The following is a 24,212-nucleotide window of genomic DNA, read 5'->3' on the forward strand; positions in this document are numbered from 1 at the left end:
CGCTACTCAGGGAATCTCGTTTGATTTCTTTTCCTGGGGATACTTAGATGTTTCAGTTCTCCCCGTTGGCTCCTCCCTGCCTATGGATTCAGCAGAGGGTGACGAGACATGACTCTCGCCGGGTTTCCCCATTCGGGCATCTCCGGATCAACGCCTACGTGCGGCTCCCCGAAGCTTATCGCAGCTTATCGCGCCCTTCTTCGCCTGTCCGTGCCAAGGCATCCACCGTGCGCCCTTAGTTCGCTTGACCGGATTGTCTCGCTTCGTCGTGGTTAGCGACGAGGATCAACCCAGCCCACCCAAAAGCCTACAACACACGCTTGGTGCTCTCGAGTCATCAAGCCAAACCTTCAGCTCGACTTCTTCTTACCCAACCCACTACCCGTGTTTTCAATCAGTCTGTTCGCGGCCCAAAGTGCCGCAGAGCCTTCTAACTTAACCGTCTTGGTCGCGGTTGTCAACGGGGTCCGTCGACATTGTTTGTGGAGCATCTTTCGATGCTCCACCCGCGAAGTCCTTCAATCTACAACCTAACCTATTGTCTGTCAATGGGTTAGGATTCTCGCTTCCAGCTTTTCTTCACCCGGGTGTTCGGCGTTTTGCGTCGAACCACGCTTCAACCATCGCCGCGCCAGGCGTCTCCCCGCCGAGCCCTCAAGGCCCGCGGCGCGGAAGCCGCGCCAGCACTGCGCCGTTCAAGCATCCCGTCGTGAAGGGCCTCCAGTATAATCCGTAACCTGCATGATGTCAACGGGTTACGGTCGAGGAAATCCAGCTTCCTCTCGAACGCGCGGTCGATCCTCGTCCACCCCCGGCACCTCGTCGGGCCACAGCAGGCGGGTGCCGGCGGCCCAGAGGGCCAGGGCAACGAATCCCACCAGCTGGCCGATCGGGCGCAGCGGGCGGTAGTCGGCAAAAGTGCGGCGCACCGACTCCGCGGCGTCGCCCAGGCCGAATGCGGTGCCGGCGGCTGGGCCCATCCGCCCCCACAGGACGGGGATCACGGAGAACTTGATGACGGCCAGCAGCAGGGCCAGGGTCGCCAGGCTGAAGACCAGGCGCCGGCGCGTGCCGCCCGAGAAGGCGCCCCACGAGGTGACGGCGAGCGCCGCCACCACCATCCACTCGATCATCCCCGGCGGCGGCAGCAGCAGCTCCAGCGCCTGCGCGCTCGCCACGGTGCCGTACGCCAGCGCAATCCACCCCGTGGCGCCCTCCGGCCGCGCCCATGCGCCGCGAAAGACGAGCAGGTAGCTGAAGAGGAGCGCGAACACGCCTTCCACCATCCCGAAGGCGCGGTATTCCACCCCCTCCGGCACCAGCGCGACCCCCGCGACGGCGGCGGAGGCCAGAAAGACGAGCGCGGCGGCCACGTTGCGTTGGGCGGCGGTCATCTGCGGGGCACCCATTCCAGCGGCCCGGGGCGCAGCTGCCGCTCGATCCGCTGCGCCAGCGCCTCCGCCCTCTGCTTCGTGGGCGTGGCAGTCGGCGCCGTCTGCACCCGCTGGACGATGGCGGCGGCGTCGCGCAGCATCTGGTTGTCGTCGCCGCGGTACCAGGGGGTCGTGCCGGCGCCCAGCATCAGCCCCGCACGGTCGAGTGCGATGCCTGCCCACAGCTCCGTTGCCTCCGCAGTGCGCTCGGGGGTGCCGGCGCGCTCGCGGGCGGTCAGCGCCTCTTCCTCCGCCTCCGCGTAGCGCGCGATGGCGGCGGCCGTGTCGCCACGCGCGGCGGCGTCCAGCGCGGCCTTTACCCGCTCGCGCGCGCGGGAGATGCGAGGCGTATAGGCGTCCGGCGCCAGCGCGACCAGCGCGCGGCCGCCCACTTCGCCCGCGCTCTGCGGCTGGCTGGCATAGATAAGGATGACCAGGACGGTGAGGGCGGCCAGCAGCGCCAGCCCGGGAATCACCCAGGGGTCGCGCAGGGCGGAGCGGGCGCGGGGGGAAGGATGCACGGCGGGCTCCGTGAAGCCCGCCTGGGGCGCGGGGGCGCTCATCCCGGCGGCGCCAGGTCGAGCAGCTCGCGCACGTCGTCGGCGGGGATGAAGAAGTCGCCCAGGCGCGCGCGGTGCGGCCCGTGCCAGTCCGACCCGCCGGTGACGAACAGGCCCAGCTCGCGCGCAATCCCCCGCATCTTCTTGCCGTCCGTGGGATGCGTGTTGGGGCGAAAGACCTCGATCCCCGCCAGACCGAGCTCGGCAAAGCGGGGCGTGTACGCCTCCACCACCTCCTGCTTGGGGTGCGCCCACACGGCCACGCCGCCGGACGCGCGGATCATGGCGATGGCGTCGCCCACGGAGGGCAGCTCGGTGGGGACAAAGGCCAGCCCGCCGTCCGCCAGATAGCGGTCAAATGCCTCGCCCATGGACCGCACGTGCCCGGCGGCCACCAGAGCCCGCGCCACGTGCGGCCGGCCGATGGCGCGCGCGTCGGCTCCGCCCGCGGCTCGCAGCACGTCTTCGTAGTCGATGGTGATCCCCTGGCCCTGAAGGACGCGCACCATCTGCCGCGCGCGCTCCTGCCGCCGGCCCAGCGCGCCGTGCTGGTGGGCGCGCAGCGGTTCGGCGTCGGGCTGCACGTGGTAGCCCAGCACGTGCACCTCGTCGCCGTCCTGCTGCGCGCTCACCTCCACGCCGGTCAGGACGCGCACCGGCCCGCCTTGCGCCGCGGCCAGCGCCTCGGCCAGGCCGTCGATGGTGTCGTGGTCGGTGATGGCGATGACGTCCAGGCGCGCGGTGGCGGCCGCCTGCACCACCTGCGCGGGCGTGAACTCGCCGTCGGAGGCGCGGGTGTGGATGTGGAGATCGGCTCTCTGCATGGGTCAGTATATAGGGAGACGACTCACCGCCGGCCAGTGGGGCGCGGCGGTGAGCAGCGTTGCGGTAGATGGGGAGCGGCCCTCAGCGGCGCCAGGCCAGGCCGATGCCGAAGCTGGCCCCTTCGGCCAGGTTGATGCCGAACCGCAGCGACACGTTGGACGCAAAGTCAAAGTCCGCGCCGATGTCGGCACGCACGTCCAGGTCCAGCTCGTCGTCGTCCTCCGCCAGCCCGTTGTCGTTGCCGCCGCCGGGTGAGGCGACGATGGCCAGGCGGGGGTGGATGTACGGGGTGACGGTAAACGAACCCGTCGGAAGCGCCTGCCCCGCCACGAACCCCACCTGCCCCCCCACCCGCGGGTCGTCGCCGATCATCCCCTGTGCGCCCGCGGTGAACGCCAGTCCGATCGGCGCGCCGGCCAGGATGACCGGGTTGCGCAGCTCGATCCCCAGCAGCAGCGCGCCCTCCTCCGTGTCCGCATAGCCCGCGCGCAGGCCGATGTCGCCGCCGCGCGACAGGCGGCGCCAGATGCCTTCGATGGCCACGTCGCCCAGATCGCTCACGTACACGCCGAAGTCATTGGTCGGCGTGGGCGACATGAAGGGCGGCGTGTAGACCTGCGCCTGCGCGCTCCCCGCCATGAGCGCGGCCGTCAGCGCCAGCGCGGCTGCGATCCGGATTTGCTTCATCTTCTTCACCGTGGACGGTCTGGTTCCCAACGTAACGACGCCCGCTGAACGGCCGAGTATAGGCCGGCGGGCTTGCTGGTGTTCCCGGGTGCAGGTTTGGGACCATGTGGGGCCTGCGACGGAAGCAGGGGAGGTGAACGGGTGAACGGGTGAACGGGTGAACGGGTGAACGGGTGAACGGGTGTGAGGGTGTGAGGGTGTGAGGGTGTGAGGGTGTGAGGGTGTGAGGGTGTGAGGGTGTGCGCTTCGGATGGTCCGGTGCAGGCCCCCTCCGGGCGGGCACCACCCGCCCACCTCCCCCGAAACTGCCGGGGGAGGTTGAGGTAGAGCACCGTTCCCCTCGCCTCGACACCGTCGAAGCGCGACGGACCTTCCGTCACCACCCCTCCCCCGAAGTTGGGGGAGGGGTCGACCGCCGTTGCGAGGAACGAGCAAACGGCCGGTCGGGGGAGAGGGCCCCCGCGGGTCGCGCCACCCTCCGCCTCCCGCACCGCTTCACCTCAGCCGTTCACGGTCCCCCGGTACGCCCCTTGCCGCCTGGCACAGTTCGCGATCCGCATCGACCGAACCCGCGGCGAGCCTGATGCCCAACCGCCTGGCCAGCGAGACCAGCCCGTACCTGCTGCAGCACAGGGACAACCCCGTGGATTGGTATCCCTGGGGTCCCGAGGCGCTGGAGCGCGCGCGAGCGGAGGGGCGGCCGATCCTGCTTTCGGTGGGCTACTCGGCGTGCCACTGGTGCCACGTGATGGAGCACGAGTCGTTCGAGGATCCGCAGACCGCGGAGCTGATGAACGAGTTGTTCGTCAACGTGAAGGTGGACCGCGAGGAGCGGCCGGACATCGACAGCATCTACATGGCGGCCGTGCAGCAGATGACCGGGCGCGGCGGCTGGCCCATGACCGTGTTCCTGACGCCCGACGGCGCGCCGTTCTACGGCGGCACCTACTATCCGCCGGAGCCGCGCTACGGGATGCCCTCCTTTCGCCAGGTGCTGGCGGGGGTGGCGGACGCCTGGGACCAGCGCCGCGACGACGTGGACCAGAGCGCGGCGGACCTTACGGAGGCCGTGCGCCAGGGCACCGACATGCGGCCGCCGCCGGGGGCGCTGAACCCGGCCGTCCTGGACCAGGCGTTCGCGGGGCTCCTGTCCCGCTTCGACTTTGGGTGGGGCGGGCTGGCGGGGGCGCCCAAGTTTCCGCAGCCGATGACCATCGACTTCGTGCTGCGGACGTGGAAACGCACGGGGAACCCCGAGGCGCTGCGCTGGGTGGAGGTCACGCTGCGGCGAATGGCGTCCGGCGGCATCTACGACCACGTGGGCGGCGGCTTTGCGCGGTACAGCGTGGACGCGCACTGGCTGGTGCCGCACTTTGAGAAGATGCTGTACGACAACGCCCTGCTCGTCCCGCTCTACCTGAACGCGTGGCAGGCGACGGGGGCGGACGAGTACCGCGGGGTGGCTGAAGACGTGCTTCGGTGGGTGGCGCGGGAGATGACGTCGCCGGAGGGCGGCTTCTACTCCGCGCTGGACGCGGACAGCGAGGGCGAGGAGGGGCGCTTCTACGTCTGGACGCCGGCCCAGATCGACGAGGTGCTGGGGGCGGAGGAGGGCGCCATCGTCCGCGCGTACTACGGCGTTACGGAGGCGGGGAACTTCGAGGAACGCAACATCCTGCACGCCTGGCGCACGGTGGAGGCGGCGGCGGGGGAGGCGGGCGTCGCGCCGGAGCGGCTGATGGAGGCCGTCTCCCGCGCACGCGAGCCGCTGTACCAGGCGCGGGCACGGCGCGTCTGGCCGGGGCGCGACGACAAGATCCTCACGGCGTGGAACGCGATGATGCTGCGCGCCTTCGCCGCGGCGGCGCGCGCGCTGGGGAGCGGCGAGTACCGGCGGATCGCCATCGCCAACGCGGAGTTCCTGCTGTCGCGGCTGCGAGTGGACGGGCGGCTGCAGCGCACGTACAAGGAGGGGCGCGCCAGGATCGACGCATTTCTGGACGACCACGCGCTCCTGGCCGGCGCCCTGGTCTCGCTGTACGAGGCGACGTTCGACGCGCGCTGGCTGCGGGAGGCGCGGGCGCTGATGGACCAGACGCTGGAGCGCTTCTGGGCGGAGGACGAGGGCGTCTTCTACGACACGGCCGTGGACGCGGAGAAGCTGGTCATCCGCCCGCGCGACCTGTGGGACAACGCGACGCCCTCCGGCAGCTCCGCCGCGGTGCATGCGCTGCTGCGGCTGGCGGAACTGCTGGGCGAGGAACGCTACCGCCGCGTCGCGACGCGGGCGCTGGAGGGGACGGCGGAGCTGGCGACGCGCGTGCCCGCCGGCTTCGGCCTCCTCCTTTCCGCGCTGGACTTCCACCTGGCGACGCCGACGGAGATCGCGTTCGTGGGGACGCCGGGGGAGGTGGAGACGGAGGCGCTGCTGCGCGTGGCGGCGCGGACGTACCTGCCCAACGCGGTCACCGCGCTGCGGCGGCCGGAGGAGGACGGGGCGGTGGAAGAGCTGGTGCCGCTGCTGCGGGGCCGCACCGCGCGCGGCGGCCGGGCGACGGCGTACGTGTGCGAGCGGCTGGCGTGCCGGCAGCCGGTGAACGAGCCGGCGGAGCTTGCGGAGCAGCTGGAGGCCCGGAATGGCGCGGCTTGACGGGGCGGGGCGCCACTTGCGCCCCGCCGCGCGCCCACGGCAATATGCGCCGTCAAACGGCGGCGCGCCTTTTAACCAGGAGATCGTGCCATGCGTAGCATTATCCCCGCGGCCCTGGCGCTGCTTGCGGCGTGCGCCGGCCCCTCCCAGTCCGCCGGCGGCGACCCGCCCCCGGCGTCCAGCCAGCCACCCGCGGCCCAGCCGCCCGCGTCCGGTCAGCCCCCAGCGAGTGGAGGACAGGTGAGAGTCGACGTGGTGCAGGGCAGCGCCAGCTCCGCCGGCGGCAGCGACCAGCACGCGCGCGCCCAGGGCAACGCGGGCACCGTGGTCATCACCGGCGTGGCGACCACGCCGTCGCCCTGCCACAAGCTGGCGGGGTCGGTGGATCGGAGCGGCGGCGGCGTGACCGTGCGCATCAGCGCCACGGCGGACCCGGAGACCATGTGCATCGCCTCCATCGGCGCCATCCCCTACACGGCGACGGTGCACGGCCTGCCCGCGGGGACGTACGACCTGCGCGTGGAGCACACCTATCCCGGCACCGGGTGGGAGACGGCGTCGGTGATGGACGCCCAGGTGACCGTGCGCTGACCGTCATCCACCTCTCCCGCACCGGCAGACCGATGCTCGCACCGCGCCACGCGCTTCTCCTGCTGCTCGCGCTTTCGACGGTACCCGCCGCCGCGCAGCGGCCGATCCCCGCGGGGCGGGGGAGCCCGGACGCCTACGCCGTTCCCGCCACGCCTGCGCCCGCGCCGATCGCCCGCGAAGAGTTCGCGCGGCGGCGGCAGGCGCTGGTTCGCGAAATGGGCGACGGAGTGCTGGTGGTGATGGGGTCGCTGGAGCCGGACGCGGACTACATGGCCTTCGCGCAGAACGCCCCGTTCCGCTACCTGACCGGGGTGAACGAGCCCAACGCGGTGCTGGCGATCTCCAGGCGCGGGCAGACGGTAGAGGAGCACCTGTTCGTGATGCCTCGCGAGCCGGCGGCGGAGGTGTGGCAGGGGGCGCGGCTGGGCGCGGAAGGGGCCACGCGCCTCACCGGCATCCCCGCGCGCACGACGGAGGAGATGGAGGCGGCGCTGGGCGGGCTCCTACGCGGGGTGCGGACGCTGTACACGGTGGCGCCGCTGAGCATCGACGGCAGCAGCAACCCGTTCCAGCGGCCGGACCAGCAGTTCATCCAGCAGCTGCAGCGTGCGCACGGCGTCGCGCAGGTGAAGGACCTGAGCGGCGAGCTGTTCGCCATCCGCCAGGTGAAGTCGCCGGCGGAACTGGACATGCTGCGGCGGTCGATCCTGATCACCAACCTGGCGCACCGCGAGGCCATGCGCGCGGTGGAGCCGGGGATGAACGAGTTCGAGGTCCACGCGCTCATCGAGGCCACCTTTCGCCGCTACGGCGCGGAGCGACCCGGCTTCGGCTCCATCGTGGGCTCCGGACCCAATTCCACCACGCTGCACTACCGCGCCGCCGACCGCTACATGCAAAGCGGCGAGATGCTGGTGATGGACATCGGCTCGTCGTTCAACGGCTACGCGGCGGACGTCACCCGCACGGTGCCGGTGAACGGCCGCTTCAGTCCGGAGCAGCGCGCCATCTACGAGATCGTGCTGGCTGCGCAGAAGGCGGCGGAGGGTGAAGCGCGCGCAGGCGCGACGATGGGGCGGCTGAACCAGGCGGCCACGCGCGTGATCGCCGACGGCCTCACCCGGCTGGGGCTGATCGAGTCCCCGCAGGCCACCTACGACTGCGCGCGCGGCGGCGGGACGGGGCAGTGCTCACAGGTGGGGATGTTCTACATGCACGGGCTGGGGCACGGCATTGGCCTGGACGTGCACGATCCCGACGGCGGCGGCAGCCCGGGCGGCTTTGTGAACGGCAGCGCGTTCACCATCGAGCCTGGCATCTACGTACGCGCCGACGCGCTGGACTACCTGCCCGACACGCCGCGCAACCGCCAGCTTATCGCCCGGATGCGGCCGCTGATCGAGCGCTACCGCAACATCGGCGTGCGCATCGAGGACGACTACTTCATCACCGGCCGCGGGCTGGAGCGGGTGACGGCCGGCGCCCCGCGCGAGATCGACGAGATCGAGGCGCTGATGGCGACCGAAAGCTTGTGGAACCGCGAGCGGCGGCCGGAGATGGTGGAGTGGTACCGCGGCATCACCCCCCGCTAGGCGCGCCCGCCGCATGACGGAGCCGCTGCCGGCCACGACGGACGAACGCCCCGCGCACGAAAAGCACGGGGTGGCGGGGCTGCTGGTGCTCGCCTGGCTGGTGGCGACCGCCATCCGCTTCGCCTGGACCGCGTGGAGCCGGTTTGGCGAGGACGCAGTGCCGTGGTGGAGCAAGATCGCGACGGCCGCCGTGGCGCTGCTGGCCCTGGCGGCCGTGCTGCCGCTGCTGCGCCTTCGCCGCAGCGGGTGGGAGATGGCGGTGTGGGTGCTGGTGACGGCGGTGGTGATGGACCTGGCGCTGATCGTCCTGGGCACCCGCCAGTGGATCGCCGTGACGGCCGCCGCGGGCGCCTCGGCCTTTTGCCTGGGCTACCTGTGGCGCGCACGGGCCGCCTATGCCGGCGACGATGACCACTGGGAAGAGGGGGTGGATAATGCCCATCGTCCCGCGACCGTCTCCGCCACCGAAGCGCCGCCTCGGGCCGCGGTTCAGCCGGCCGACCCGGTGGCGGATGCGCTGGCGGCGATCCACCGGCGCATCGTGGACGCGGGGAGCGCGTGCGCGGTGCCGCGCGAGGCGCTGCTGGAGGTCGCCGTGCGCAACGGCCTTTCGCCGGACGCGCTGCGGCGCGAGGGGCTTCCCCTCTACCGCACCTTCCTGGACCACTTTCTCGCCAGCGGCCCGCTGACGACGGAGGAAGACCGCGAGCTCTTCTGCCTGGAGGGCAAGCTGGGGCTGGACGCCATCGCCGTCGCGCGGCTGCGGGCGGAGCGCAAGCCGGCGGACCGCGTTCCCGCGGCCGCGGCCGCTTCGGACCAGGCCCTGCATCCTGTGGATACGCCGCACCGGGGGGAGGACGCGGACGATCCCACCGCCGGCGAAGCGGTGGAACCGGGCGCGGTTGAACCTGTGCCGGCGGTGACGTCCACGGGGCTGGCTGGCGCCGCGGGATCGTCCGCGCTGGCGGACTACGAGCAGCACGAACTGGACGCGCTCACCGCGTGGGCCGGGGTGGACGTGCCGTGGAACCGCGAGCCCCGCCCGGCGCTGGACACGCTGCGGGCGTTCCACCGCATCAGCACCGAGCCGCTGGAGGAGGTGGATCCCGGCCTGCCGCTGGGCGAGGGCGAGCGCTGCTTCGCCGTGCGGATGGTGGAGTTGTACCGAATGCCTCCGGGCGCGCAGCCGGGCCCCGTGGTGACGCGCGGCGCGATGGACGCCACCGCGTTCGTGGACGGCAGCCTGGAGCGGGACTGCGACCTGTCGCGCTACCAGCGGGCCGGCGGCTGCCGCTTTCTGATCACGGACCGGCGGCTGCTCCTGGTGGCGCCTTCGGGGCAGCAGAGCCCGCTGCCGCTGGACCGGATCCGCGCCGTGCAGCCGCACCGCAACGGGCTTGAGGTGCACCCCTCGCGCGGCAATCCTGTTTTTCTCGCCTTCACCGACGGCGTGGCCGACGCGGCCATGCGCATTGCCCGCGTGCTGCGGGACATTCGCGGCGGGCGCCCGGCGTGACGCGCCGGAGCCATTCCTCATCCACCGATCCACTGATCCCGTGACCCCGTTCCGCTACTTCGGCGGCATCGACTTTTCGGGGGCCAAGGAGCCCCTGTCCAACCTGTGGAGCGCCGTGGGCGAAGAGCGCGACGGCAAGCTGTGCATCGTCTCGCTCTGCCCGCACCCCTACCGCGAGGACCTGGCGTCGTTCGTGGCGGAGGGATGGCGCAAGCACGCGAACCCCGAAGCCGGCGCCCGCATCCTGTGGGGCGCCGACTTTCCGTTCGGCCTGCCGGTGGACGCGGTGAGCGCGCTGGAGGGGCTGCGTGAGCGGTCGTGGCGCGGCCTGGCGGCGTGGGTGGCGGACCGCCCGCCGGACGAGGTCAAGGAGGCGCTCCCCGGCTTTCTGAAGGCACTGCGAAAGACGGACACGGGTGGCGCGCTGGCGCCGATGGACCTGCGCCTGTATCGGCAGACGGTGGAGGGGATCCGCTTCCTCTGGGAGCTTCGCGACGCGGCGGACGTGTCCATCGTCCCCGGGATGCCGCGGCAGGATGCGGACACGGTGATGATCGAGGTGTACCCGTCCGGCGCCGTAAAGGATCTGGGGATGAAGGGCTCGCGCGTCCCCTCGCGCCCCGGCGAGGTGCGGGCGCGCCCGGCGGCGTTTCGCCCGTTCCTTTCCTTCGATCACGCGTGCATGGAGGCGACCGCCTGCACGCTGGAGGACGCGCGCGACGCCTGCATCGCCTGCCTGGTCGCCTACCTGTGCCGCGACGACCCGGACCAGCCGTACCGCCTGGACCGCGTCCCGCGCGACCTGGTGGAGCTGGAGGGGTGGATCTACCGCGCCCCGGCGGCGCTGGGGTGATAATGATGATTCCACTCGCCGCCACCCCGGGTTGAAACCCGGGGCGGGAAATGCCAGAAGCCCGGTCTCGGCTCGTTACACTCGCCGAACCAGGCTTCACCTTCATGTGCACCACAATCTCGGGTAGAGTCCGCGGGATCTCGTCGCACGAACATGGCCGGCGCAGCCGCGACGGGCCCACACGAGCGGTTGAAGCCCCGTTCGATGCCGCGTGAGCGGCGCCGAGACGGGGCTTATGGCATTTCCAGCCGCGGCTTTGAGCGCCCCGGAAACCGGGGCATCTCGGCGACGGATGGCCTATTGCCGTGCTCCGTCGGTGACCCCGGCCCGCGCATCCAGCTCCTGCCGCCGCCTGCGCCGCGCCCGCGCGATCATCGGGCCGTAGACGGCGGCGTTGATCACCACCACGCCCGCGCCGATGCCGAACTGCAGGCCGCGCGTAAGCCCGCGCGGGTAGAGCACCGACACCACGTAGTGCTCGATGAACCCGCCCTCGTACCCTGCCTGCCCGCCGCGCTGCCGCAGCCCGTTCTCCAGCGGCGTGAGCGGGCAGATCCACCCGGCGAACATGATGAGCGCGCCCCACACGGCGCACGGCACGTGCACCCACGCCAGGCGCCGCCAGCGCAGCACCAGCAATCCACCGATGCCCGCGAAAATGGCGAAGGCAAGGTGGATGACGAGCACCACGTCGGCGAGGGTGCGGTAGATCAACGGCGGCTCCGGTGCGGATCCACGCTCACGATCACGACGCGATCATCGCGCGTCGCGGCCGGCGAGGGCGTGGCCGATCATGATGCGGTGCCCGTCCGGCGTGCGGACGCCGAACTCGCGCAGCCCCCACGGCTTGTCTTCGATCGGGTGATGCGGCCGCACGCCCGCCGCGACGACCTGCGCGTAGAACGCATCCGCGTCATCCACCCGCAAGTAGGCGAAGTAGCTGTGGTCGCCCAGATCGGCCGGGGGAATGGCGTCCGGGCACTCGCCCAGCATGATCCAGCAGTTGTCGCGCCCCACAAAAATCCACCCTGGCGGCTCCATCACGATCTCGAACCCCAGCGCCCGCACAAAGAAGTCGGCCGTCAAGCGGACGTCAGGAACGGCCAGTACGTAGTGGTTCTGCTGGATCGCGGCCATTGTCATCGGCTCCTGTATGCAAGTGTGTTGCTCCTCCCTCATACCAGATCCGACAAAACTGTCATTCTGAGGGAGGCGCCGCGCAGCGCTCTCCGTTCGCGCAGGAGCATGGCGCCGACCGAAGAATCTCCATGCTGAAACGCGCGGTTCTTTCCGTCACGACCGGGTTCCCCGGCGTTGCCCGGAAAGGGGTTCCGCGCGAGGTGAGGGAGATTCTTCGGTCGCGCCACTGGCTTCGTGGCGTTCCCGAGAGGCCGACGAGGGCGCTCCCTCAGAATGACAGGTGTTTTCCCGGATTCCGTATCACACACCCTCACACCCTCACACCCTCACACCCTCACACCTTCAAGACAGACGCGCCGGGACCGGAGAAATCCCGTCCCGGCGCGGCCCACAAACACAGGCCCCCGGTACGACCATTGGGGGCGTCTGCGTGCCGGGCGCCGTGGTGCGCAGCTCGCGGCGGATGATCTTGCCGATGGGGCTCTTGGGCAGGTCATCGCGGAACTCCACCTGCCGCGGCACCTTGTACCCCGCCAGCGACTCGCGGCAGTGCTTGACCACCGATTCCTCCGTGAGCCCCGGGTCCTTCTTGACGATGAACGCCTTGACCGCCTCGCCCGAGTGCTCGTCCGGTACGCCGATGACGGCCGCCTCGCGCACGCCGGGGTGGTTGGCCAGGCAGTCCTCCACCTCGTTGGGATACACGTTGAAGCCGCTTACCAGGATCATGTCCTTTTTGCGGTCCACGATCTTGAAGTAGCCTTCCTCGTCCATCTGCGCGATGTCGCCCGTGTACAGCCAGCCGTCGTCCAGCACCTTGGCCGTTTCGTCGGGACGCTGCCAGTACCCCAGCATCACCTGCGGCCCCTTGCACGCCAGCTCGCCCGGCTGGCCGGGTGCCACGGGCTTGCGGTCCTCGTCCACCAGCTTGACGTCGGTGCTGGGGAAGGGGATGCCGATGGTCCCCTCCTTGACCCGGTCCACGGGGTTGAAGCTCACCACCGGCGACGCCTCGGTCAGGCCGTAGCCCTCGATCACCGGTGTGCCCACGACTTCCTTCCAGCGCTTGGCCACGGCGCCGTGCAGCGCCATCCCGCCCGCCACCGAAAGTTTGAGGCTCTTGGGGGGATTCTGCTGGAACCACGCCTCGTTGGCCAGCGCGTTGAACAGCGTGTTGACGCCCGAGAACCACGTCACCGGGTACTTTTCGAACGCTTTCTGCAGGTTCTGGGGCGGCCGCGGCGACGGGATGAGCACGTTGTGCCCGCCGATCTGATAGAAGAGCAGCAGGTTTACGGTATAGGCAAAGATGTGGTACAGCGGCAGGGCGGTAAGGATGGATTCCTCGCCCTCCTTGAGCAGCGCCGCGTTCATCGACAGCATCTGCGCCACGTTGCCCAGCAGGTTGCCGTGCGAGAGCATGGCGCCCTTGCTTACGCCCGTGGTGCCGCCCGTGTACTGCAGCGCCGCCAGCGTATCCAGCTTCACTCCGTTCATGTAGCCCTTCACGTCCGCCCCGCCGGCCACGCGCTCGCGGCCGGCCTTGAGCGCGGCCTGCAGCGACGTGTGGGGAACGGTGGTGGGGGGCAGCTGCTTCTTGACGTACTTGAGCACGGTGCGGATGACGAACGCCGGCACCGCGGGGAACCACTCGGTGATGCGCACCGTCACCACGGTCTTCACCTGCGTCTTGGGCAGCACGGGGGGGAGGCGGTCGGCGAACAGGTCGCTGATCACCAGCACTTTGGCGCCGCTGTCGTTGAACTGGTGGATCATCTCCGGCGGCGTGTACAGCGGGTTGGTGCTCACCGCCACGCACCCCGCTTTGAGCACGCCAAACAGCACCACCGGGTACGAGAGCGAATTGGGCATCTGGATGGCCACCCGGTCGCCCGCGTTCAGCCCCAGCGCGCCGCGCAGGTAGGCCGCGAACTCGTCCGACATGCGGTCCACCTGCTCGAACGTCAGCGTGCCCGCCATGCCGTTGGGCATCACCTGCGTGAACGCCGTCTTCTGCGCGTACCTGGCGCTCAGGCGGCGCACCATGTCAGGCATGTGCGCAAAGGCGATGGGGGCCATCTCGGCGTGGCTGCCGGGCGAGTAGTGCGAAGCCCAGGGACGGTCCGTCATAGATGCATCCTCCTGGCGGAGCAGGGTGGGGCAGATCGAGGGTGTTGACTCACAGGTTACACGCGTCAGCCCCCGTGCGCCAGTCGCGCGGTGAGCAGAGTTCATCCTGATGGTACCGGGGATGGAAGCCGATTGGACGGTGTCGGCGTGCCGAGGAGCGCGCATCCCGCGGAAACTCCGCGCGGCATGAGGGGGGATCCGTCGCCGCCCTACATCTTGTCCCAGTCCCAGATGGCGTACGAATCCGCTTGAGGAACGCGGTGGCCGGCCAGCTTGAGCGTGAGCAGGATGTTGCCGCGGTGATGGCTCTCGTGCGAGATGAGGTAAGCGAGCGACGTCATCAGCCCCTTCTTGAAGCCGCGCTTCTTCGTCTCCCCCGCCGCGGCCAGGCGAAAGAACTGCTCGACGGCCTCGCCGGACTGCCGGAGGGCGGCGATCAGCTCTTCGCGCGGCACCACGTCCTCGCCGCCGTACTTCGCCAGGCCGATGGACAGCGGCTTGTGCCAGTTCTCCAGCTTGTAGGCGCGGATGGTGTGCATGTGCGCGAACTGCTTCCATACCCGTCCGCCGCCCCGCGGCCCCGACGAGCACGCCAGCCCCTGGTCGCTGATGCGCTCCAGCAGGAACAGGTTGATGCGGTTGTGGGTGCGCCACGCCTCCACCAGCTCGTCGATCAGCGCTTCGGACATACGAGTACAGACGAGGGGCTGGACACCTGCAGGACATCAGGGAAGGCGGCGGAAGCCGGCCTGCTCGAAGTGCGCATCGAACGTGAGTGCATCCTGCACCCCCATCTGGTTCATCACTACGAACGAGATGCAGTCGGTAAGCGAATACCGCTTGTCCGCATGCTTTACTAGGTACTCCCAGCCTGCTCGGAACAGTTCCTCATCGACGTGCAGCAACTGGACCCAACTGCTGGTGATCAGCAGGGTGCCGATCTCCACCGCGCGTTGATGCCTTCCGCGGCTGTTGAAGGCGGTGACTACCTCATCGACGACGTATGACGTCGTGAGAAGCCGGCGCGTTCGACCGATAAGCCGCCAGTGATCGACCGCACGCTTGTGGTACTGATCGTCCGCCGCGTTCAGCGCGATGAGAAAGCCCGTATCCAGAAAAAGGGGGTCACGCGTCGGCCTGATAGAGGTAGCGATCATGGTTCTCCGCTGCGTCGGGCACCCCAAGGGTTACGGGATCGTTCCCCATCTCCCAGATAGGATCATTGTCATCTTGCAACGGCGTAAGCACCACCACGCCGCCCTCCATCCGCACGTCTACTTCTTCGACGTCCGGGAGCATCTCACGAGGGATATTCACTCCTGAGTCGGTGACTTTCAGCTTCATCTGTGCCTCCATGTAGGCATGGGATCATCTGCCTCATCGTACAAATCTAACGCTACATAGTTCGGCGCGCTCCAGTCTCAATCCAGCACGCCCGTCAGCCAGTGCATCACGTTAAGCAGGAACTGCGCGTTCTGCGGCGCGCGGGGATCGTTCATCCCCATTGGCTGGCGCTGCGGACCGGCGCGCTGGGCGGAGAACATCGCCGCCTCACCGAATGCCGCCACGCGGCCGCGCCCGTGCCGCAGCACCGCGCCCTGCAGCTGCCCGCCGGCGTCTGCCCGCGGTGTGATGGACGAGAACTGCCACGCCACGGACGGAAGCAGCAGCACCGTTCCCCGCGCCAGCGTCATCAGCGGCTCCGCGTCAGGCGCCGTTACCACAAAGGCCTGGCCTGTGAAGGCGAACACGCTGTCTACCCTCTCCGACGCGTCGCGGCCGCGGGTGACGGGGTGGTCCGCCAGCGACCCGTCGGCTCGCGCGAAGCGCATCTTCGACTCCTGCAGCGTGGAGTCGTACGCGAAGCCGTTGCCCATCATGACGCCGAACTCCGCCGCAAGGTCCGCCGCCGCGCCGGGAAAGGGCATGTGGTCGGCGATCAGCAGCAGCGACCCGCCCTCGCGCACCCACGCCTCCACCGCCGCGATCTCCTCGGGCGTAAAGGCGTACGGCGTAGGCAGCTTCCAATCCTGGTCGTTGCCGGGGTGCAAGGCGTTGGCGATCACCAGCACGCGCGCGTCCACCAGCGCCTCCCGCGTGAATGGCGCGCGCAGCCCGCGAACCACGAACCCGTCGCGCCGCAGGGTTTGCGCAAAGGTGTAGTAGCGACCATCCGAGGTATGGAAGTTGGTGTGCCCCTCGTCCAGCAGCACCAGCGGCCCCGCGCCCGCCGCGAACGCCGGACGCGTGATCGCCGGCGCAAACGCGGAGTCCGGCACCTGCTGCGCGCCCGCCGGGGCCGCGATGGTCATCGCGGCCAGCAGCAGCGCGCGCATCCTCTTTATCCGCATCGTTCACCTCCGTGGGGATTCATGGTCGCCGGGCGATGGGCGTGAGTGGCATCCGGAGCCCGGATGGTTGCCACGGAGGAGGGTGGATGATGGATGGGACCGGCCGCCACTCCGCCGGGGCGGTGCGCGGCCGCGTGGGCCGGGCGGCGATGACGCGGGGCGGCGCCGCATCATCGCCGACGCTGGCTACTCGCCAGCCACAGGGGGCGCGAGCAGCCGGGGGGCGGGGGCCATCAGGGTGCGCGGGTTGGCGTAGGCGCGTTCCTGCAGCTCGGGGATGGTGGCGCCTGCGACCAGAAACTTGCCCGCGCCCTCCACCACCCGCCGGCGCAGCAGCTCCGCCTGCTCGGGCGCCATCTGCCCCTGCTGGGCGCGCTCCTTCAGCCGGTCCAGCATGGGCAGGCTTTCGGCGGCCAGGCGGTAGCGCTGCGCCGCCGGCAGCTCGCGATAGAATACCACGCGGTCCCAGAGGGAAAGCACCACCGCGCGCACGGCCGCGATCACCGGTGTGGCACCCATCAGCTCAAAGGTCTTGTCGCTCCCCGAGTCGCAGGCGATCACGGACAGCCCGCCAGGTTCCGCGCCCTCCAGCACCGCGCAGGCGCCGTACATCAGGTCCAGGCTGTCCAGCAGCGTGGCCAGCCGCGTGGGCGTGGAGAAGCGGCGGGGGGATTCGATCACCTGCACCGTAAGAACGTCCGCGCCGCTCTGCACGTCACCCCGGCGGGCGGCGTCCACGCTGGGGATGCCGGCCTGTGCCAGCAGGCCGCTCACGCGCGGCAGGTACTGCGTGGCGAACCGCACCCGCTCCGCGTAGGCAAAGGCTTCCTGTGCGCGGTTCTCCGCCGCGATCAGCAGCGACCAGGTGTCCGCATGCTCCAGCGGGGTAATGCCCAGCTGCTCGGACAGCATGCGGGCGGGGCGGGTGTAGCGGTGGGCCAGCAGGCCGTAGTCGCGCAGGGCGCTCAGCAGGCGGGTGAGCAGCTCGCCCGGCACCGGCTCGCGGCGGTAGCCCAGGCGCGCCACCTCTACCAGCGGCAGTTCCAGCCCGCTCTGGGCAAGCGCGCCGCTCACCTGCTCGACGCCGCTGATCAGATCGGCCTTGCGCATGGTCTCCGGACGGGATCGGGGGATGGGCCCGCCAAGCTAGATGCCCATCTCCCCGCCTGCAAGCGGATGCCCTCTCCTGTCAAACCTCGCGCAAATCGAAACGCATGCTGACGGGGATCTCCGCCGGATCTCGCGTACCAGCCGCCTCGATCCGTTGCTTCTGGATGATGCGATTGATCTTGAAACCCAGGCGCTGATACCAAGCGACCAGATCCGGCTGTGCATCCAGCGTGACATACCGGCAGCCGACCCGCTGTGAGATCTCCAGCGCGAAGTTTACAACGTCGTAGATAATGAGCGTTCCGAGTCCGCGACCGCTGCGCGTGTGATCGACGCCAAGTTGCGCCAGCTTAAGAGCAGCGAGGTTCTTGTACCGCAGCGCCGCCGGCTTTTCACGCGTGCCCAGGACAACGGCGTCCATGCAGACCGTCGTGTACGCCACCAGTTCCCCGGCGGCATGGTATACATAAGTCGTCGTCAGGCGTTGCCGTTGATCGGACCACGCCCACTCGTAGAGAAAGGCATTCTGGGATTCACGCTGGCAGTCAAAGCCTTGGGGTGGAGGTCCCTCCAGCCGTTGCTTCGCCAAAATTACGAACTCGGATGGCGGTGGTAGAGCCATGGGATCGATTCAGGTCGAAAGAAAGACCGGGCGAGTCAACGTGACCCGCCCGGCACATCCTTGCTGCTGCCCCAGCCTCTGTTACTCCCCGGTTTGTGGTGGTTCGCCCGTGTCATTGGCTCTGCCGCTTGCCGCTTGGCGCTTCCACAACTCGGCCATGTACCGGGCGCCCGCGAACGTGCGGCGTCGCTCGGGCGTGTCCTCCGGTGGACGCGCCAACTCTTCGAGCACCTCCCGGGAGCCTTCTTCTGACAGAATCGTCGCGTCGGTGAGATACATGAACCCTTCCGGTCGCTGGTCCCTCGTTCCCTCAAGCTCCTGGACGCTGTGGGTTTTTCCAGGTGGGGTCAAGCCCCCCGCGTGAAAGCGGTCAGCCGTGCGCACGCAGGATTTCGGGACCCGCCAATCGGCTCCGTACCCACTATTTCACAGCGCGCACAAGCAGAATCAGGGCGGCGACAAGCCCCAGGCCGGCGGCAACCAGGAGGCGCGTACGGCTCCGAATGAGCCAGCTGCGGATGGGAGGGCCGGCGACGCTGGTGAGCAGGGCCAGGAGGGTGTACTTGATCCCCCGGCCAACCGCGGAGAAGAGGACGAAGGTGCCCAGCGAAATCCCCGCCGAGCCGGCGACGATGCCGTAGAGCACGTACGGCACCGGCGTGTAGCCGGAGGTCACCAGCGCCAGCGCCGCGTTGTCGCGGTAGAGCGCCGCGACCGCATCCACCCGCTCCAGCAAGCCGTACGAGGCCAGCACCGGCCGCCCCACGCGATCGAAAAGCGCCGCGCCGAACGTCCACGCGATCGTCCCGCCCACCACCGACCCCGCCGCCGCCACGCCGGCCAGCGTCCACGCCCGCCGCGGCCGCGCCAGGGCCAGCGCCGCGTACAGTGCCTCCGTCGGGGCGGGGAACAGGCATCCCTCGATCACCGCGAAACCGAACAGCAGCGCGGGCCCGGCCGGGTGCCGCGCCCACCGGTCCAGCCGGGGGAAGGCGTCACCGGTCGGTGCGTCGCGCACGTCGGTCACGGCGCCACGGCGGCGAGGGAGATCAGGCGCATCAGGAGCAGCGGTGGCGAGGGAAATCGCGGATCGAAGACAACGGACAGCGGAAGATAGCGCGTCGTCGAAGGGACGCGAAGATGTCGCGATCAGGCGCCGCCACGCGTTCTATCGGCCGGGTCGAGCGACGAACATAGAGCGGAGACGACTACGGTGCGGATCGAGAGATTGACGCGGATGCTGGCGATGGCGGCGTGCCTGGCGGCGCCCGCCTGTTCCAGCGCGCCGGGCGAGCCGGACGGCCCCGGGCTGAGCGCCAGCGTGCCCACCGACGCGGCGAGCATCATCGGCGACATCACGGAGGTGGACCGAAGGAACGGAGGGCTGCGCATCCTGGTGGAGCAGATCCCCACGCGCAGCGCCGGCTATCCGGTCGCCTGGATCAGCGTGAGTCCGGGGACGGACGTGGTGCGGCGCGCGGATGGCTCCGTGTCGCGCGGATCGTCGCAGGAACTGGAGGTGGGGATGAAGGTGCAGGTGTGGTTCACCGGTCCGGTGGCGGAATCGTACCCCGTGCAGGCCACCGCCCAGACCGTCGTCGTCGAGCGCTGATGCGCGAAGAAAACTGAGGAAGGGGTACAGAGGAACAGAAAAAGCCAGAGACGCAGAGGAAAGGATGGTCCTCTGTATCTCCGGCTTTTGTCTGTTCCTCTGTACCCCTTCTGTTCTGCCGTTCCGCGATCAGCCTGCTCGCGGGGGAAGCTCGCCGTCGAGGAGGCCGTAGACGTCCAGGTCCTCCATCACACCCCACTTGGGAAAGTGGCTGCGCAGCCGCCCCTCGTGGCGCATGCCTACTTTGCGCAGCACGGCGCCCGACGCGGGGTTGCGCCCCAGGTGCGCGGCGTGGACGCGGTGCAGGTCCAGCGTGTCGAACGCCCAGCGCAGCAGCGCGTCCGAGGCCTCCGTAGCGTATCCCCGCCCCCAGTGCGGACGGCCGATCCAGTAGCCCAGCTCCGCCCGCCTGTGCACCGGCACAAGCCGGATCTCGACCGATCCCGCCAGCTCGCCCGTCGCGCGGAGCGTAACCGCCAGGATCACCGCCTCGCCGGCCTCGTGGCGCCGCGCGTGGGTGGCGATCCAGGACTCCGCCCCGCCTTCAGGGTACGGGTGCGGGATGGCTGCCGTGGTGCTGGCCAGCTCGCCGTCCGACACATACGCCTGCGCCGCCGGTGCGTCGTCCGCCGTGAACGGGCGCAGCACCAGCCGTGCGGTGGTCAGCGTAGACGGTTCGGGCATGGACAGTCGGGTGATAGGGACGGCGGACGGCCGTGCGGAAGATGCGCGGGCTCCGTCGCGAAGGTGGCGAACGGACGAACGCCGGCCGGACCGCCGCGGGTGCGGGGTCCGGCCGGCCTGTCAGAACCGCCGCCTTCAGCGCCAGATCAAGCGGAGCAACCTGCGGCCGATGGGGAAGAACCCACCCAGGAGCCGGGTGACGGCGCCCAGGAGCAGGCTCTTGAAGAGAAAACGCAGAACCAGCATGGCGGGTTGGCGTTGGAGGAATGTCGACGGTCTGCTCTCACGCCCATCCTGTACGTGGGCAGGCCGCCGATGGTTTCATCGTCTTGCATCTACGGCGCCGGGGCCGCCGCCGCGCCGCCTCCGCCGATCCCCAGCGAAGGGATGCTGATCTCGTACAGCCGGGGCCACAGCTTGCCGGTCACCAGCAGCCGGTTGGACTGCTCGTCGTACGCGGTGCCGTTCAGCACGCCCTCTGGGTCGCTCACCGGGGGAATGATGGCGGTAAGGTCCAGCTTGCCCTTCACCCGCCCCGTGGCCGGGTCAATGCGCACGATCTCCTGCGTGTGCCACACGTTGGCCCACACCTCGCCCCGCACCCACTCCAGCTCGTTCAGCTGGTCCACGGGCTGCCCGCCATTGGTTACCCGCAGCGTGGTGTCCACCTGGAACGTCGCGGGGTCGATAAAGGTCAGGTAGCTGGACCCGTCGCTTACGATCAGCCGCCGCCCGTCGGAGGTAAGCCCCCACGCTTCGCCCGTGTACGTTACCTGCCCGGCGGGGCGCATGGTGTTGGCGTCGTACTTGAAGGCCACGCCCTCCTTCCAGGTGAGCTGGTAGAGCGTATCGCCCAGCGCGGCCAGGCCTTCGGCAAAGTAGGTGGCGGCCAGGTCGACCTTGTCGAGCACCCGACCGGTCTCCAGCTCCACCCGCCGCAGCGACGACTCGCCGTAGCGGCCGGTGCTTTCGTACAGCGTTCCGTTGCGCCACACCAGCCCCTGGGTAAAGGCGGTGGAATCGTGCGGGTAGCTGCGTACCTGCTGCACGGCCACCGTCGGCGCGGTCGGCTCCATCGGCGGTTCTTCTCCCTCCTCAGGTGTATTTCCGTTGCTGCCTCTGCACGCGACGACGACCAGCATCGCCGCGGCAAGCACTCCTCCGAACCGCAGACGCACTCGCATTCTCGTCCTCCGTATGGTCATCGCCCCGCCCGCGAGCCCAGCCACGCCCCGCGAAACGCGCGCATCTCCGCCGTCACCGGCATTCCCGCCACCTCGTACGCCACCACCTCCAGCGCGGGGTTCTCCGCCAGCGTCATCGACCCGCTGCGGCGATGCCCTCGCTGCATGAACTCTACCGCAACCACGTCGCCGGCGCGGTGCGCGTCCAGCACCGCCCGCAGCGCGTCGGGGTTGGGGGTGGGGCGGCCGTCCAGCGACAGGATCACGTCATCGGCGCTGAGCCCCGCCTGGTACACCGAGCCGTGGGACAGGGGCCAGTCGTCCACCAGCACGCCACCGTCGCCCTGGCCCAGCTGCACGCCCAGCCAGGGGCGCCCCGGGGCCGGCTTGCGCAGCAGGAACCCCGCCCGCGCCAGCAGCGCGGCGTAATCCACCACCTCGGGCCCTTCGATGTACCGGTCAAAGAAGTCGTTCGCGAACGCCGGGTCGCGCGTGACCTCGCCCAGCACGCGGCGCAGGTCGGCCAGCGTGTACGGCCGCGCCGGCGCCAGCTCCGCCGTCTGCGCGCGGCCAAACTCGCGCCACATGGCGCGCATGTAGTCGTCCAGCGTCACCCCGGGAAAGCGAGTGCGCAGGGTGAGGTCCAGCCCCAGCCCGATCCCCGATCCCCACGTGTAGTAGGAGAGGAAGGTGTTGCCGCGGTTGTGCGGGTCGATGGAGGACGCCGCGTCCACGAACGGCGCCTGCATGCTCATCTCCACCGCCGAAAAATAGCGTCGCCCCGGCGCCGTGACGACGGGCGACACGATGGACCCGCCGATCCCCGCCGCGTACGCCGAGTCCGTGAGGAGCCCAGCGCGGCGGATGAACAGGTCGTCGTAGTAGCTGGTGAAGCCCTCGGCGAACCACAGCTCGCCGCTCATGTTGGCGCGGGTAAAGTCGAACGGCTCCAGCGCGGCGGGGCGAATGCGCTCCACGTTCCACGCGTGAAAGAACTCGTGCGACAGCGTGCCCAGGTTCGCCATCTCGCCCTCGGCCAGCGGGCGGCGGTTGATGATGACGGTGCTGTTGCGGTGCTCCATCCCGTCACCCGCCACCCAGGGCAGGTAGTCCGCCAGAAAGGTGTAGGTGCCAAAGTCGAAGCGCGGCGCCTCGCCAAACACGGCGATCTGCTCGGCGACCACCTTGCGCGCCTTGTCCGCGTAGCGGTCCGCCTCTTCCGCCGTGCCCAGGTGGTGAAGGACCAGCCGGATGGTCTGCGGGCCGTCCGGGCCGGGGACGGTCCAGCTGCGCACGTCCCAGGGGCTCACCTCCACCGGCGAATCCAGGAAGTACTGCAGGTTGGGCGCGGTGAACACGGCGGAGTCGGCCGTGGGCACCAGCTGCGTGGCCACCTTCCACCCGTCCGGCCGCTCGAAGCGCGCGCGGATGGGGGCGTTCTCCATCCCTCGCGCCCACATGAAGGTGGCGGGGGCGTTCAGGTGCGCGTGGCTGGCGTCGATGGCGGCGTAGGTGCCGTCCGCGCGGTCGCCGAACACGGTGTAGTGGACGGTGACGGTGCCGTCGTGCCCCGCCACGTCCCACTGGTGCGGATCCGCGCGGGTGAACGCCAGCGTCCGCCCCTGCCCGTCGGCCGCGCGCACGGCGTAGACGTTCTTGGCGAACTCGTGCAGCGCGTAGCGGCCGGGAGAGCTGCGGCTCATCCGCAGCTGCAGCGGCTGGCCGGCGGGGACGCCGCGAAAGGTGGCGGTGACCTGGGCCTCGTGGTGCGCACGGTTGGGAAAGCGGACGTCGTACTCTACGCTGGCCTGCGCGGCGGCGTGGCCGGCGGCCAGCAGGGTGGCCAGCGCGGCGAGCGAAGTACGGCGGAGGAGCGGGATGGGGCGCATCTTGGATGTTCCGGAGAGCGGAGACGGTGGTTGCGGGAGATTTAGCACCCCGGCGCGGCGGGTGCCAGCGGGAGGCGGGTGCGTGGAACCAGGGGAGGGGGCGGGATGTTCCGTCGGGGCGGCTGACGGGCGGGGATGTTCGGGGATCGAACTGCGTCGTCGGGGTGCCCCTCCCCCGGCCCCTCCCCGTTCGTTCCTCACGGAGAGGGGAGAGGGTTGCCGACAGTAGAGGGCTCGGCGACGGGCATCGAACTGTCGCCCGACAGGCCCCCTCTTCCCCGGCCCCTCTCCCCCGCTGTCGCGGGAGAAAGGGGAGAACTTCGATCCGGTTTCGACAAGGTGCGTCGCACCTCCCTCCCCCGCGCAGTTTGCGGGGGAGGGCCGGGGAGGGGGGCGGCCCACCATCCCGCACCCAATTCGCCGAAGCGCCCCAATGTCCGCCTCACACCCAACCTCCCCCGGCGGTTTCGGGGGAGGTGGGCCGGTGGTGCCGGCCCGGAGGGGGCCCGCCGGGCCGTCCGAAGCACATCCCCAAACGCGAAGCGGGCGCCCTGATGGACGCCCGCCCGCCTCGAAGCGTGGTTCCGCCGTGCCGCTTTACGGGCGCGGGCGGGTGTTGCGCTCCGGGGTGTAGGTGCCGCACTCGGCACCGTTGGAGCTCACGCGAACCTCGATGCTGCCGGCGTGGCACTCGTGGTTCTCGTTGAACTTGCAGTCCGTCACCGTGCACGCGCCCACCACCGACGTCTGCGGGAGCGACTTCTCAAGGGGGTTCTGCATGTT

General features: G+C 69.8%; 25 protein-coding genes and 1 rRNA gene. 6 read left to right on the top strand and 20 right to left on the bottom strand.

What is annotated here, in order from left to right; genetic code table 11:
- The 5 genes from ACOJUJ_RS00020 to ACOJUJ_RS00040 all read right to left on the bottom strand — a co-directional run.
- A 23S ribosomal RNA gene (locus ACOJUJ_RS00020) occupies window positions 1-250 on the bottom strand; the annotation flags it as partial.
- A 505-nt stretch (window positions 251-755) separates the two neighbouring features.
- On the bottom strand, window positions 756-1,394 hold the full coding sequence (locus ACOJUJ_RS00025; protein ID WP_420124785.1) for a hypothetical protein: 639 nt from the start codon (window positions 1,392-1,394) through the stop codon (window positions 756-758).
- Window positions 1,391-1,954, bottom strand: a complete 564-nt coding sequence (locus ACOJUJ_RS00030) for a hypothetical protein (RefSeq protein WP_420124786.1) — start codon at window positions 1,952-1,954, stop codon at window positions 1,391-1,393. Before ACOJUJ_RS00030 ends, ACOJUJ_RS00025 begins: the two co-directional genes overlap by 4 nt.
- A gap of 38 nt (window positions 1,955-1,992) precedes the next feature.
- A complete protein-coding gene (locus ACOJUJ_RS00035) occupies window positions 1,993-2,817 on the bottom strand; it encodes a PHP domain-containing protein (protein ID WP_420124787.1) in 825 nt (274 codons plus the stop codon).
- An 82-nt stretch (window positions 2,818-2,899) separates the two neighbouring features.
- Window positions 2,900-3,505: a hypothetical protein gene (locus tag ACOJUJ_RS00040; protein ID WP_420124788.1), complete on the bottom strand. Its 606-nt coding sequence runs from the start codon at window positions 3,503-3,505 to the stop codon at window positions 2,900-2,902.
- Between the two features lie 583 nt (window positions 3,506-4,088).
- On the opposite strand from ACOJUJ_RS00040, the gene ACOJUJ_RS00045 reads away from it, so the two are divergent.
- From ACOJUJ_RS00045 to ACOJUJ_RS00065, 5 genes are all read left to right on the top strand, one after another.
- Window positions 4,089-6,155 (top strand): thioredoxin domain-containing protein, encoded by a 2,067-nt coding sequence (locus ACOJUJ_RS00045; RefSeq protein WP_420124789.1) that lies wholly within the window; start codon window positions 4,089-4,091, stop codon window positions 6,153-6,155.
- 90 nt (window positions 6,156-6,245) lie between these two features.
- Window positions 6,246-6,746, top strand: a complete 501-nt coding sequence (locus ACOJUJ_RS00050; protein WP_420124790.1) for a hypothetical protein — start codon at window positions 6,246-6,248, stop codon at window positions 6,744-6,746.
- A 32-nt stretch (window positions 6,747-6,778) separates the two neighbouring features.
- Window positions 6,779-8,338 (top strand): aminopeptidase P N-terminal domain-containing protein, encoded by a 1,560-nt coding sequence (locus ACOJUJ_RS00055; protein WP_420124791.1) that lies wholly within the window; start codon window positions 6,779-6,781, stop codon window positions 8,336-8,338.
- A gap of 13 nt (window positions 8,339-8,351) precedes the next feature.
- A complete protein-coding gene (locus ACOJUJ_RS00060) occupies window positions 8,352-9,854 on the top strand; it encodes a hypothetical protein (protein WP_420124792.1) in 1,503 nt (500 codons plus the stop codon).
- Window positions 9,855-9,894: 40 nt separating this feature from the next.
- On the top strand, window positions 9,895-10,707 hold the full coding sequence (locus ACOJUJ_RS00065) for a hypothetical protein (RefSeq protein WP_420124793.1): 813 nt from the start codon (window positions 9,895-9,897) through the stop codon (window positions 10,705-10,707).
- 297 nt (window positions 10,708-11,004) lie between these two features.
- On the opposite strand, the gene ACOJUJ_RS00070 is transcribed toward ACOJUJ_RS00065, so the two are convergent.
- The 11 genes from ACOJUJ_RS00070 to ACOJUJ_RS00120 form a co-directional block, all read right to left on the bottom strand.
- Window positions 11,005-11,421, bottom strand: a complete 417-nt coding sequence (locus ACOJUJ_RS00070; RefSeq protein ID WP_420124794.1) for a DUF2784 domain-containing protein — start codon at window positions 11,419-11,421, stop codon at window positions 11,005-11,007.
- A gap of 42 nt (window positions 11,422-11,463) precedes the next feature.
- Window positions 11,464-11,844 carry a bleomycin resistance protein gene (locus ACOJUJ_RS00075; RefSeq protein ID WP_420124795.1) on the bottom strand — a complete coding sequence of 127 codons (381 nt, stop codon included), beginning with the start codon at window positions 11,842-11,844 and terminating at the stop codon, window positions 11,464-11,466.
- A gap of 345 nt (window positions 11,845-12,189) precedes the next feature.
- Window positions 12,190-13,977: an AMP-binding protein gene (locus tag ACOJUJ_RS00080; protein ID WP_420124796.1), complete on the bottom strand. Its 1,788-nt coding sequence runs from the start codon at window positions 13,975-13,977 to the stop codon at window positions 12,190-12,192.
- 209 nt (window positions 13,978-14,186) lie between these two features.
- Entirely contained in the window at window positions 14,187-14,666 is a 480-nt protein-coding gene (locus tag ACOJUJ_RS00085) for a DinB family protein (protein ID WP_420124797.1), read from the bottom strand.
- A 36-nt stretch (window positions 14,667-14,702) separates the two neighbouring features.
- Window positions 14,703-15,134 (bottom strand): type II toxin-antitoxin system VapC family toxin, encoded by a 432-nt coding sequence (locus ACOJUJ_RS00090; protein ID WP_420124798.1) that lies wholly within the window; start codon window positions 15,132-15,134, stop codon window positions 14,703-14,705.
- The gene (locus ACOJUJ_RS00095) at window positions 15,103-15,321 is read right to left on the bottom strand and encodes a hypothetical protein (protein WP_420124799.1); all 219 of its coding nucleotides are present in this window, start codon (window positions 15,319-15,321) and stop codon (window positions 15,103-15,105) included. The genes ACOJUJ_RS00090 and ACOJUJ_RS00095 overlap by 32 nt, the downstream gene beginning before the upstream one ends.
- A gap of 77 nt (window positions 15,322-15,398) precedes the next feature.
- Window positions 15,399-16,328 carry a DUF4350 domain-containing protein gene (locus ACOJUJ_RS00100; protein ID WP_420124800.1) on the bottom strand — a complete coding sequence of 310 codons (930 nt, stop codon included), beginning with the start codon at window positions 16,326-16,328 and terminating at the stop codon, window positions 15,399-15,401.
- A 186-nt stretch (window positions 16,329-16,514) separates the two neighbouring features.
- Window positions 16,515-17,438 carry a hypothetical protein gene (locus tag ACOJUJ_RS00105; protein WP_420124801.1) on the bottom strand — a complete coding sequence of 308 codons (924 nt, stop codon included), beginning with the start codon at window positions 17,436-17,438 and terminating at the stop codon, window positions 16,515-16,517.
- 79 nt (window positions 17,439-17,517) lie between these two features.
- Window positions 17,518-18,060 carry a GNAT family N-acetyltransferase gene (locus tag ACOJUJ_RS00110; protein WP_420124802.1) on the bottom strand — a complete coding sequence of 181 codons (543 nt, stop codon included), beginning with the start codon at window positions 18,058-18,060 and terminating at the stop codon, window positions 17,518-17,520.
- 81 nt (window positions 18,061-18,141) lie between these two features.
- Entirely contained in the window at window positions 18,142-18,339 is a 198-nt protein-coding gene (locus ACOJUJ_RS00115) for a hypothetical protein (RefSeq protein ID WP_420124803.1), read from the bottom strand.
- 142 nt (window positions 18,340-18,481) lie between these two features.
- Entirely contained in the window at window positions 18,482-19,087 is a 606-nt protein-coding gene (locus ACOJUJ_RS00120) for a YqaA family protein (protein WP_420124804.1), read from the bottom strand.
- A gap of 186 nt (window positions 19,088-19,273) precedes the next feature.
- Between ACOJUJ_RS00120 and ACOJUJ_RS00125 the strand changes: the two genes are divergently transcribed.
- Window positions 19,274-19,672, top strand: coding sequence for a DUF3221 domain-containing protein (locus tag ACOJUJ_RS00125; RefSeq protein ID WP_420124805.1), 399 nt, complete (start codon window positions 19,274-19,276; stop codon window positions 19,670-19,672).
- 129 nt (window positions 19,673-19,801) lie between these two features.
- Here ACOJUJ_RS00125 and ACOJUJ_RS00130 read toward each other — a convergent pair whose 3' ends face one another.
- From ACOJUJ_RS00130 to ACOJUJ_RS00145, 4 genes are all read right to left on the bottom strand, one after another.
- Window positions 19,802-20,356 (bottom strand): GNAT family N-acetyltransferase, encoded by a 555-nt coding sequence (locus ACOJUJ_RS00130; protein ID WP_420124806.1) that lies wholly within the window; start codon window positions 20,354-20,356, stop codon window positions 19,802-19,804.
- Between the two features lie 335 nt (window positions 20,357-20,691).
- Window positions 20,692-21,432: a glutaminyl-peptide cyclotransferase gene (locus tag ACOJUJ_RS00135; RefSeq protein WP_420124807.1), complete on the bottom strand. Its 741-nt coding sequence runs from the start codon at window positions 21,430-21,432 to the stop codon at window positions 20,692-20,694.
- A 125-nt stretch (window positions 21,433-21,557) separates the two neighbouring features.
- A complete protein-coding gene (locus ACOJUJ_RS00140) occupies window positions 21,558-23,429 on the bottom strand; it encodes a M61 family metallopeptidase (protein WP_420124808.1) in 1,872 nt (623 codons plus the stop codon).
- Between the two features lie 597 nt (window positions 23,430-24,026).
- On the bottom strand, window positions 24,027-24,209 hold the full coding sequence (locus ACOJUJ_RS00145; protein ID WP_420124809.1) for a DUF1540 domain-containing protein: 183 nt from the start codon (window positions 24,207-24,209) through the stop codon (window positions 24,027-24,029).
- Between the last annotated feature and the right edge of the window lie 3 nt (window positions 24,210-24,212).

Origin of the sequence: Longimicrobium sp. (genome assembly GCF_048594345.1) — a bacterium.
Classification (GTDB): domain Bacteria; phylum Gemmatimonadota; class Gemmatimonadetes; order Longimicrobiales; family Longimicrobiaceae; genus Longimicrobium.

Excerpts from the sequence above, each read along its gene's own strand:
- ACOJUJ_RS00025 (WP_420124785.1), bottom strand. The coding sequence starts at position 1,394 with ATGACCGCCGCCCAACGCAACGTGGCCGCCGCGCTCGTCTTTCTGGCC.
- ACOJUJ_RS00035 (WP_420124787.1), bottom strand. The coding sequence starts at position 2,817 with ATGCAGAGAGCCGATCTCCACATCCACACCCGCGCCTCCGACGGCGAG.
- ACOJUJ_RS00040 (WP_420124788.1), bottom strand. The coding sequence starts at position 3,505 with ATGAAGCAAATCCGGATCGCAGCCGCGCTGGCGCTGACGGCCGCGCTC.
- ACOJUJ_RS00045 (WP_420124789.1), top strand. The coding sequence starts at position 4,089 with ATGCCCAACCGCCTGGCCAGCGAGACCAGCCCGTACCTGCTGCAGCAC.
- ACOJUJ_RS00050 (WP_420124790.1), top strand. The coding sequence starts at position 6,246 with ATGCGTAGCATTATCCCCGCGGCCCTGGCGCTGCTTGCGGCGTGCGCC.
- ACOJUJ_RS00055 (WP_420124791.1), top strand. The coding sequence starts at position 6,779 with ATGCTCGCACCGCGCCACGCGCTTCTCCTGCTGCTCGCGCTTTCGACG.
- ACOJUJ_RS00060 (WP_420124792.1), top strand. The coding sequence starts at position 8,352 with ATGACGGAGCCGCTGCCGGCCACGACGGACGAACGCCCCGCGCACGAA.
- ACOJUJ_RS00075 (WP_420124795.1), bottom strand. The coding sequence starts at position 11,844 with ATGGCCGCGATCCAGCAGAACCACTACGTACTGGCCGTTCCTGACGTC.
- ACOJUJ_RS00080 (WP_420124796.1), bottom strand. The coding sequence starts at position 13,977 with ATGACGGACCGTCCCTGGGCTTCGCACTACTCGCCCGGCAGCCACGCC.
- ACOJUJ_RS00085 (WP_420124797.1), bottom strand. The coding sequence starts at position 14,666 with ATGTCCGAAGCGCTGATCGACGAGCTGGTGGAGGCGTGGCGCACCCAC.
- ACOJUJ_RS00090 (WP_420124798.1), bottom strand. The coding sequence starts at position 15,134 with ATGATCGCTACCTCTATCAGGCCGACGCGTGACCCCCTTTTTCTGGAT.
- ACOJUJ_RS00095 (WP_420124799.1), bottom strand. The coding sequence starts at position 15,321 with ATGAAGCTGAAAGTCACCGACTCAGGAGTGAATATCCCTCGTGAGATG.
- ACOJUJ_RS00100 (WP_420124800.1), bottom strand. The coding sequence starts at position 16,328 with ATGCGGATAAAGAGGATGCGCGCGCTGCTGCTGGCCGCGATGACCATC.
- ACOJUJ_RS00105 (WP_420124801.1), bottom strand. The coding sequence starts at position 17,438 with ATGCGCAAGGCCGATCTGATCAGCGGCGTCGAGCAGGTGAGCGGCGCG.
- ACOJUJ_RS00110 (WP_420124802.1), bottom strand. The coding sequence starts at position 18,060 with ATGGCTCTACCACCGCCATCCGAGTTCGTAATTTTGGCGAAGCAACGG.
- ACOJUJ_RS00115 (WP_420124803.1), bottom strand. The coding sequence starts at position 18,339 with ATGTATCTCACCGACGCGACGATTCTGTCAGAAGAAGGCTCCCGGGAG.
- ACOJUJ_RS00130 (WP_420124806.1), bottom strand. The coding sequence starts at position 20,356 with ATGCCCGAACCGTCTACGCTGACCACCGCACGGCTGGTGCTGCGCCCG.
- ACOJUJ_RS00135 (WP_420124807.1), bottom strand. The coding sequence starts at position 21,432 with ATGGAGCCGACCGCGCCGACGGTGGCCGTGCAGCAGGTACGCAGCTAC.
- ACOJUJ_RS00140 (WP_420124808.1), bottom strand. The coding sequence starts at position 23,429 with ATGCGCCCCATCCCGCTCCTCCGCCGTACTTCGCTCGCCGCGCTGGCC.
- ACOJUJ_RS00145 (WP_420124809.1), bottom strand. The coding sequence starts at position 24,209 with ATGCAGAACCCCCTTGAGAAGTCGCTCCCGCAGACGTCGGTGGTGGGC.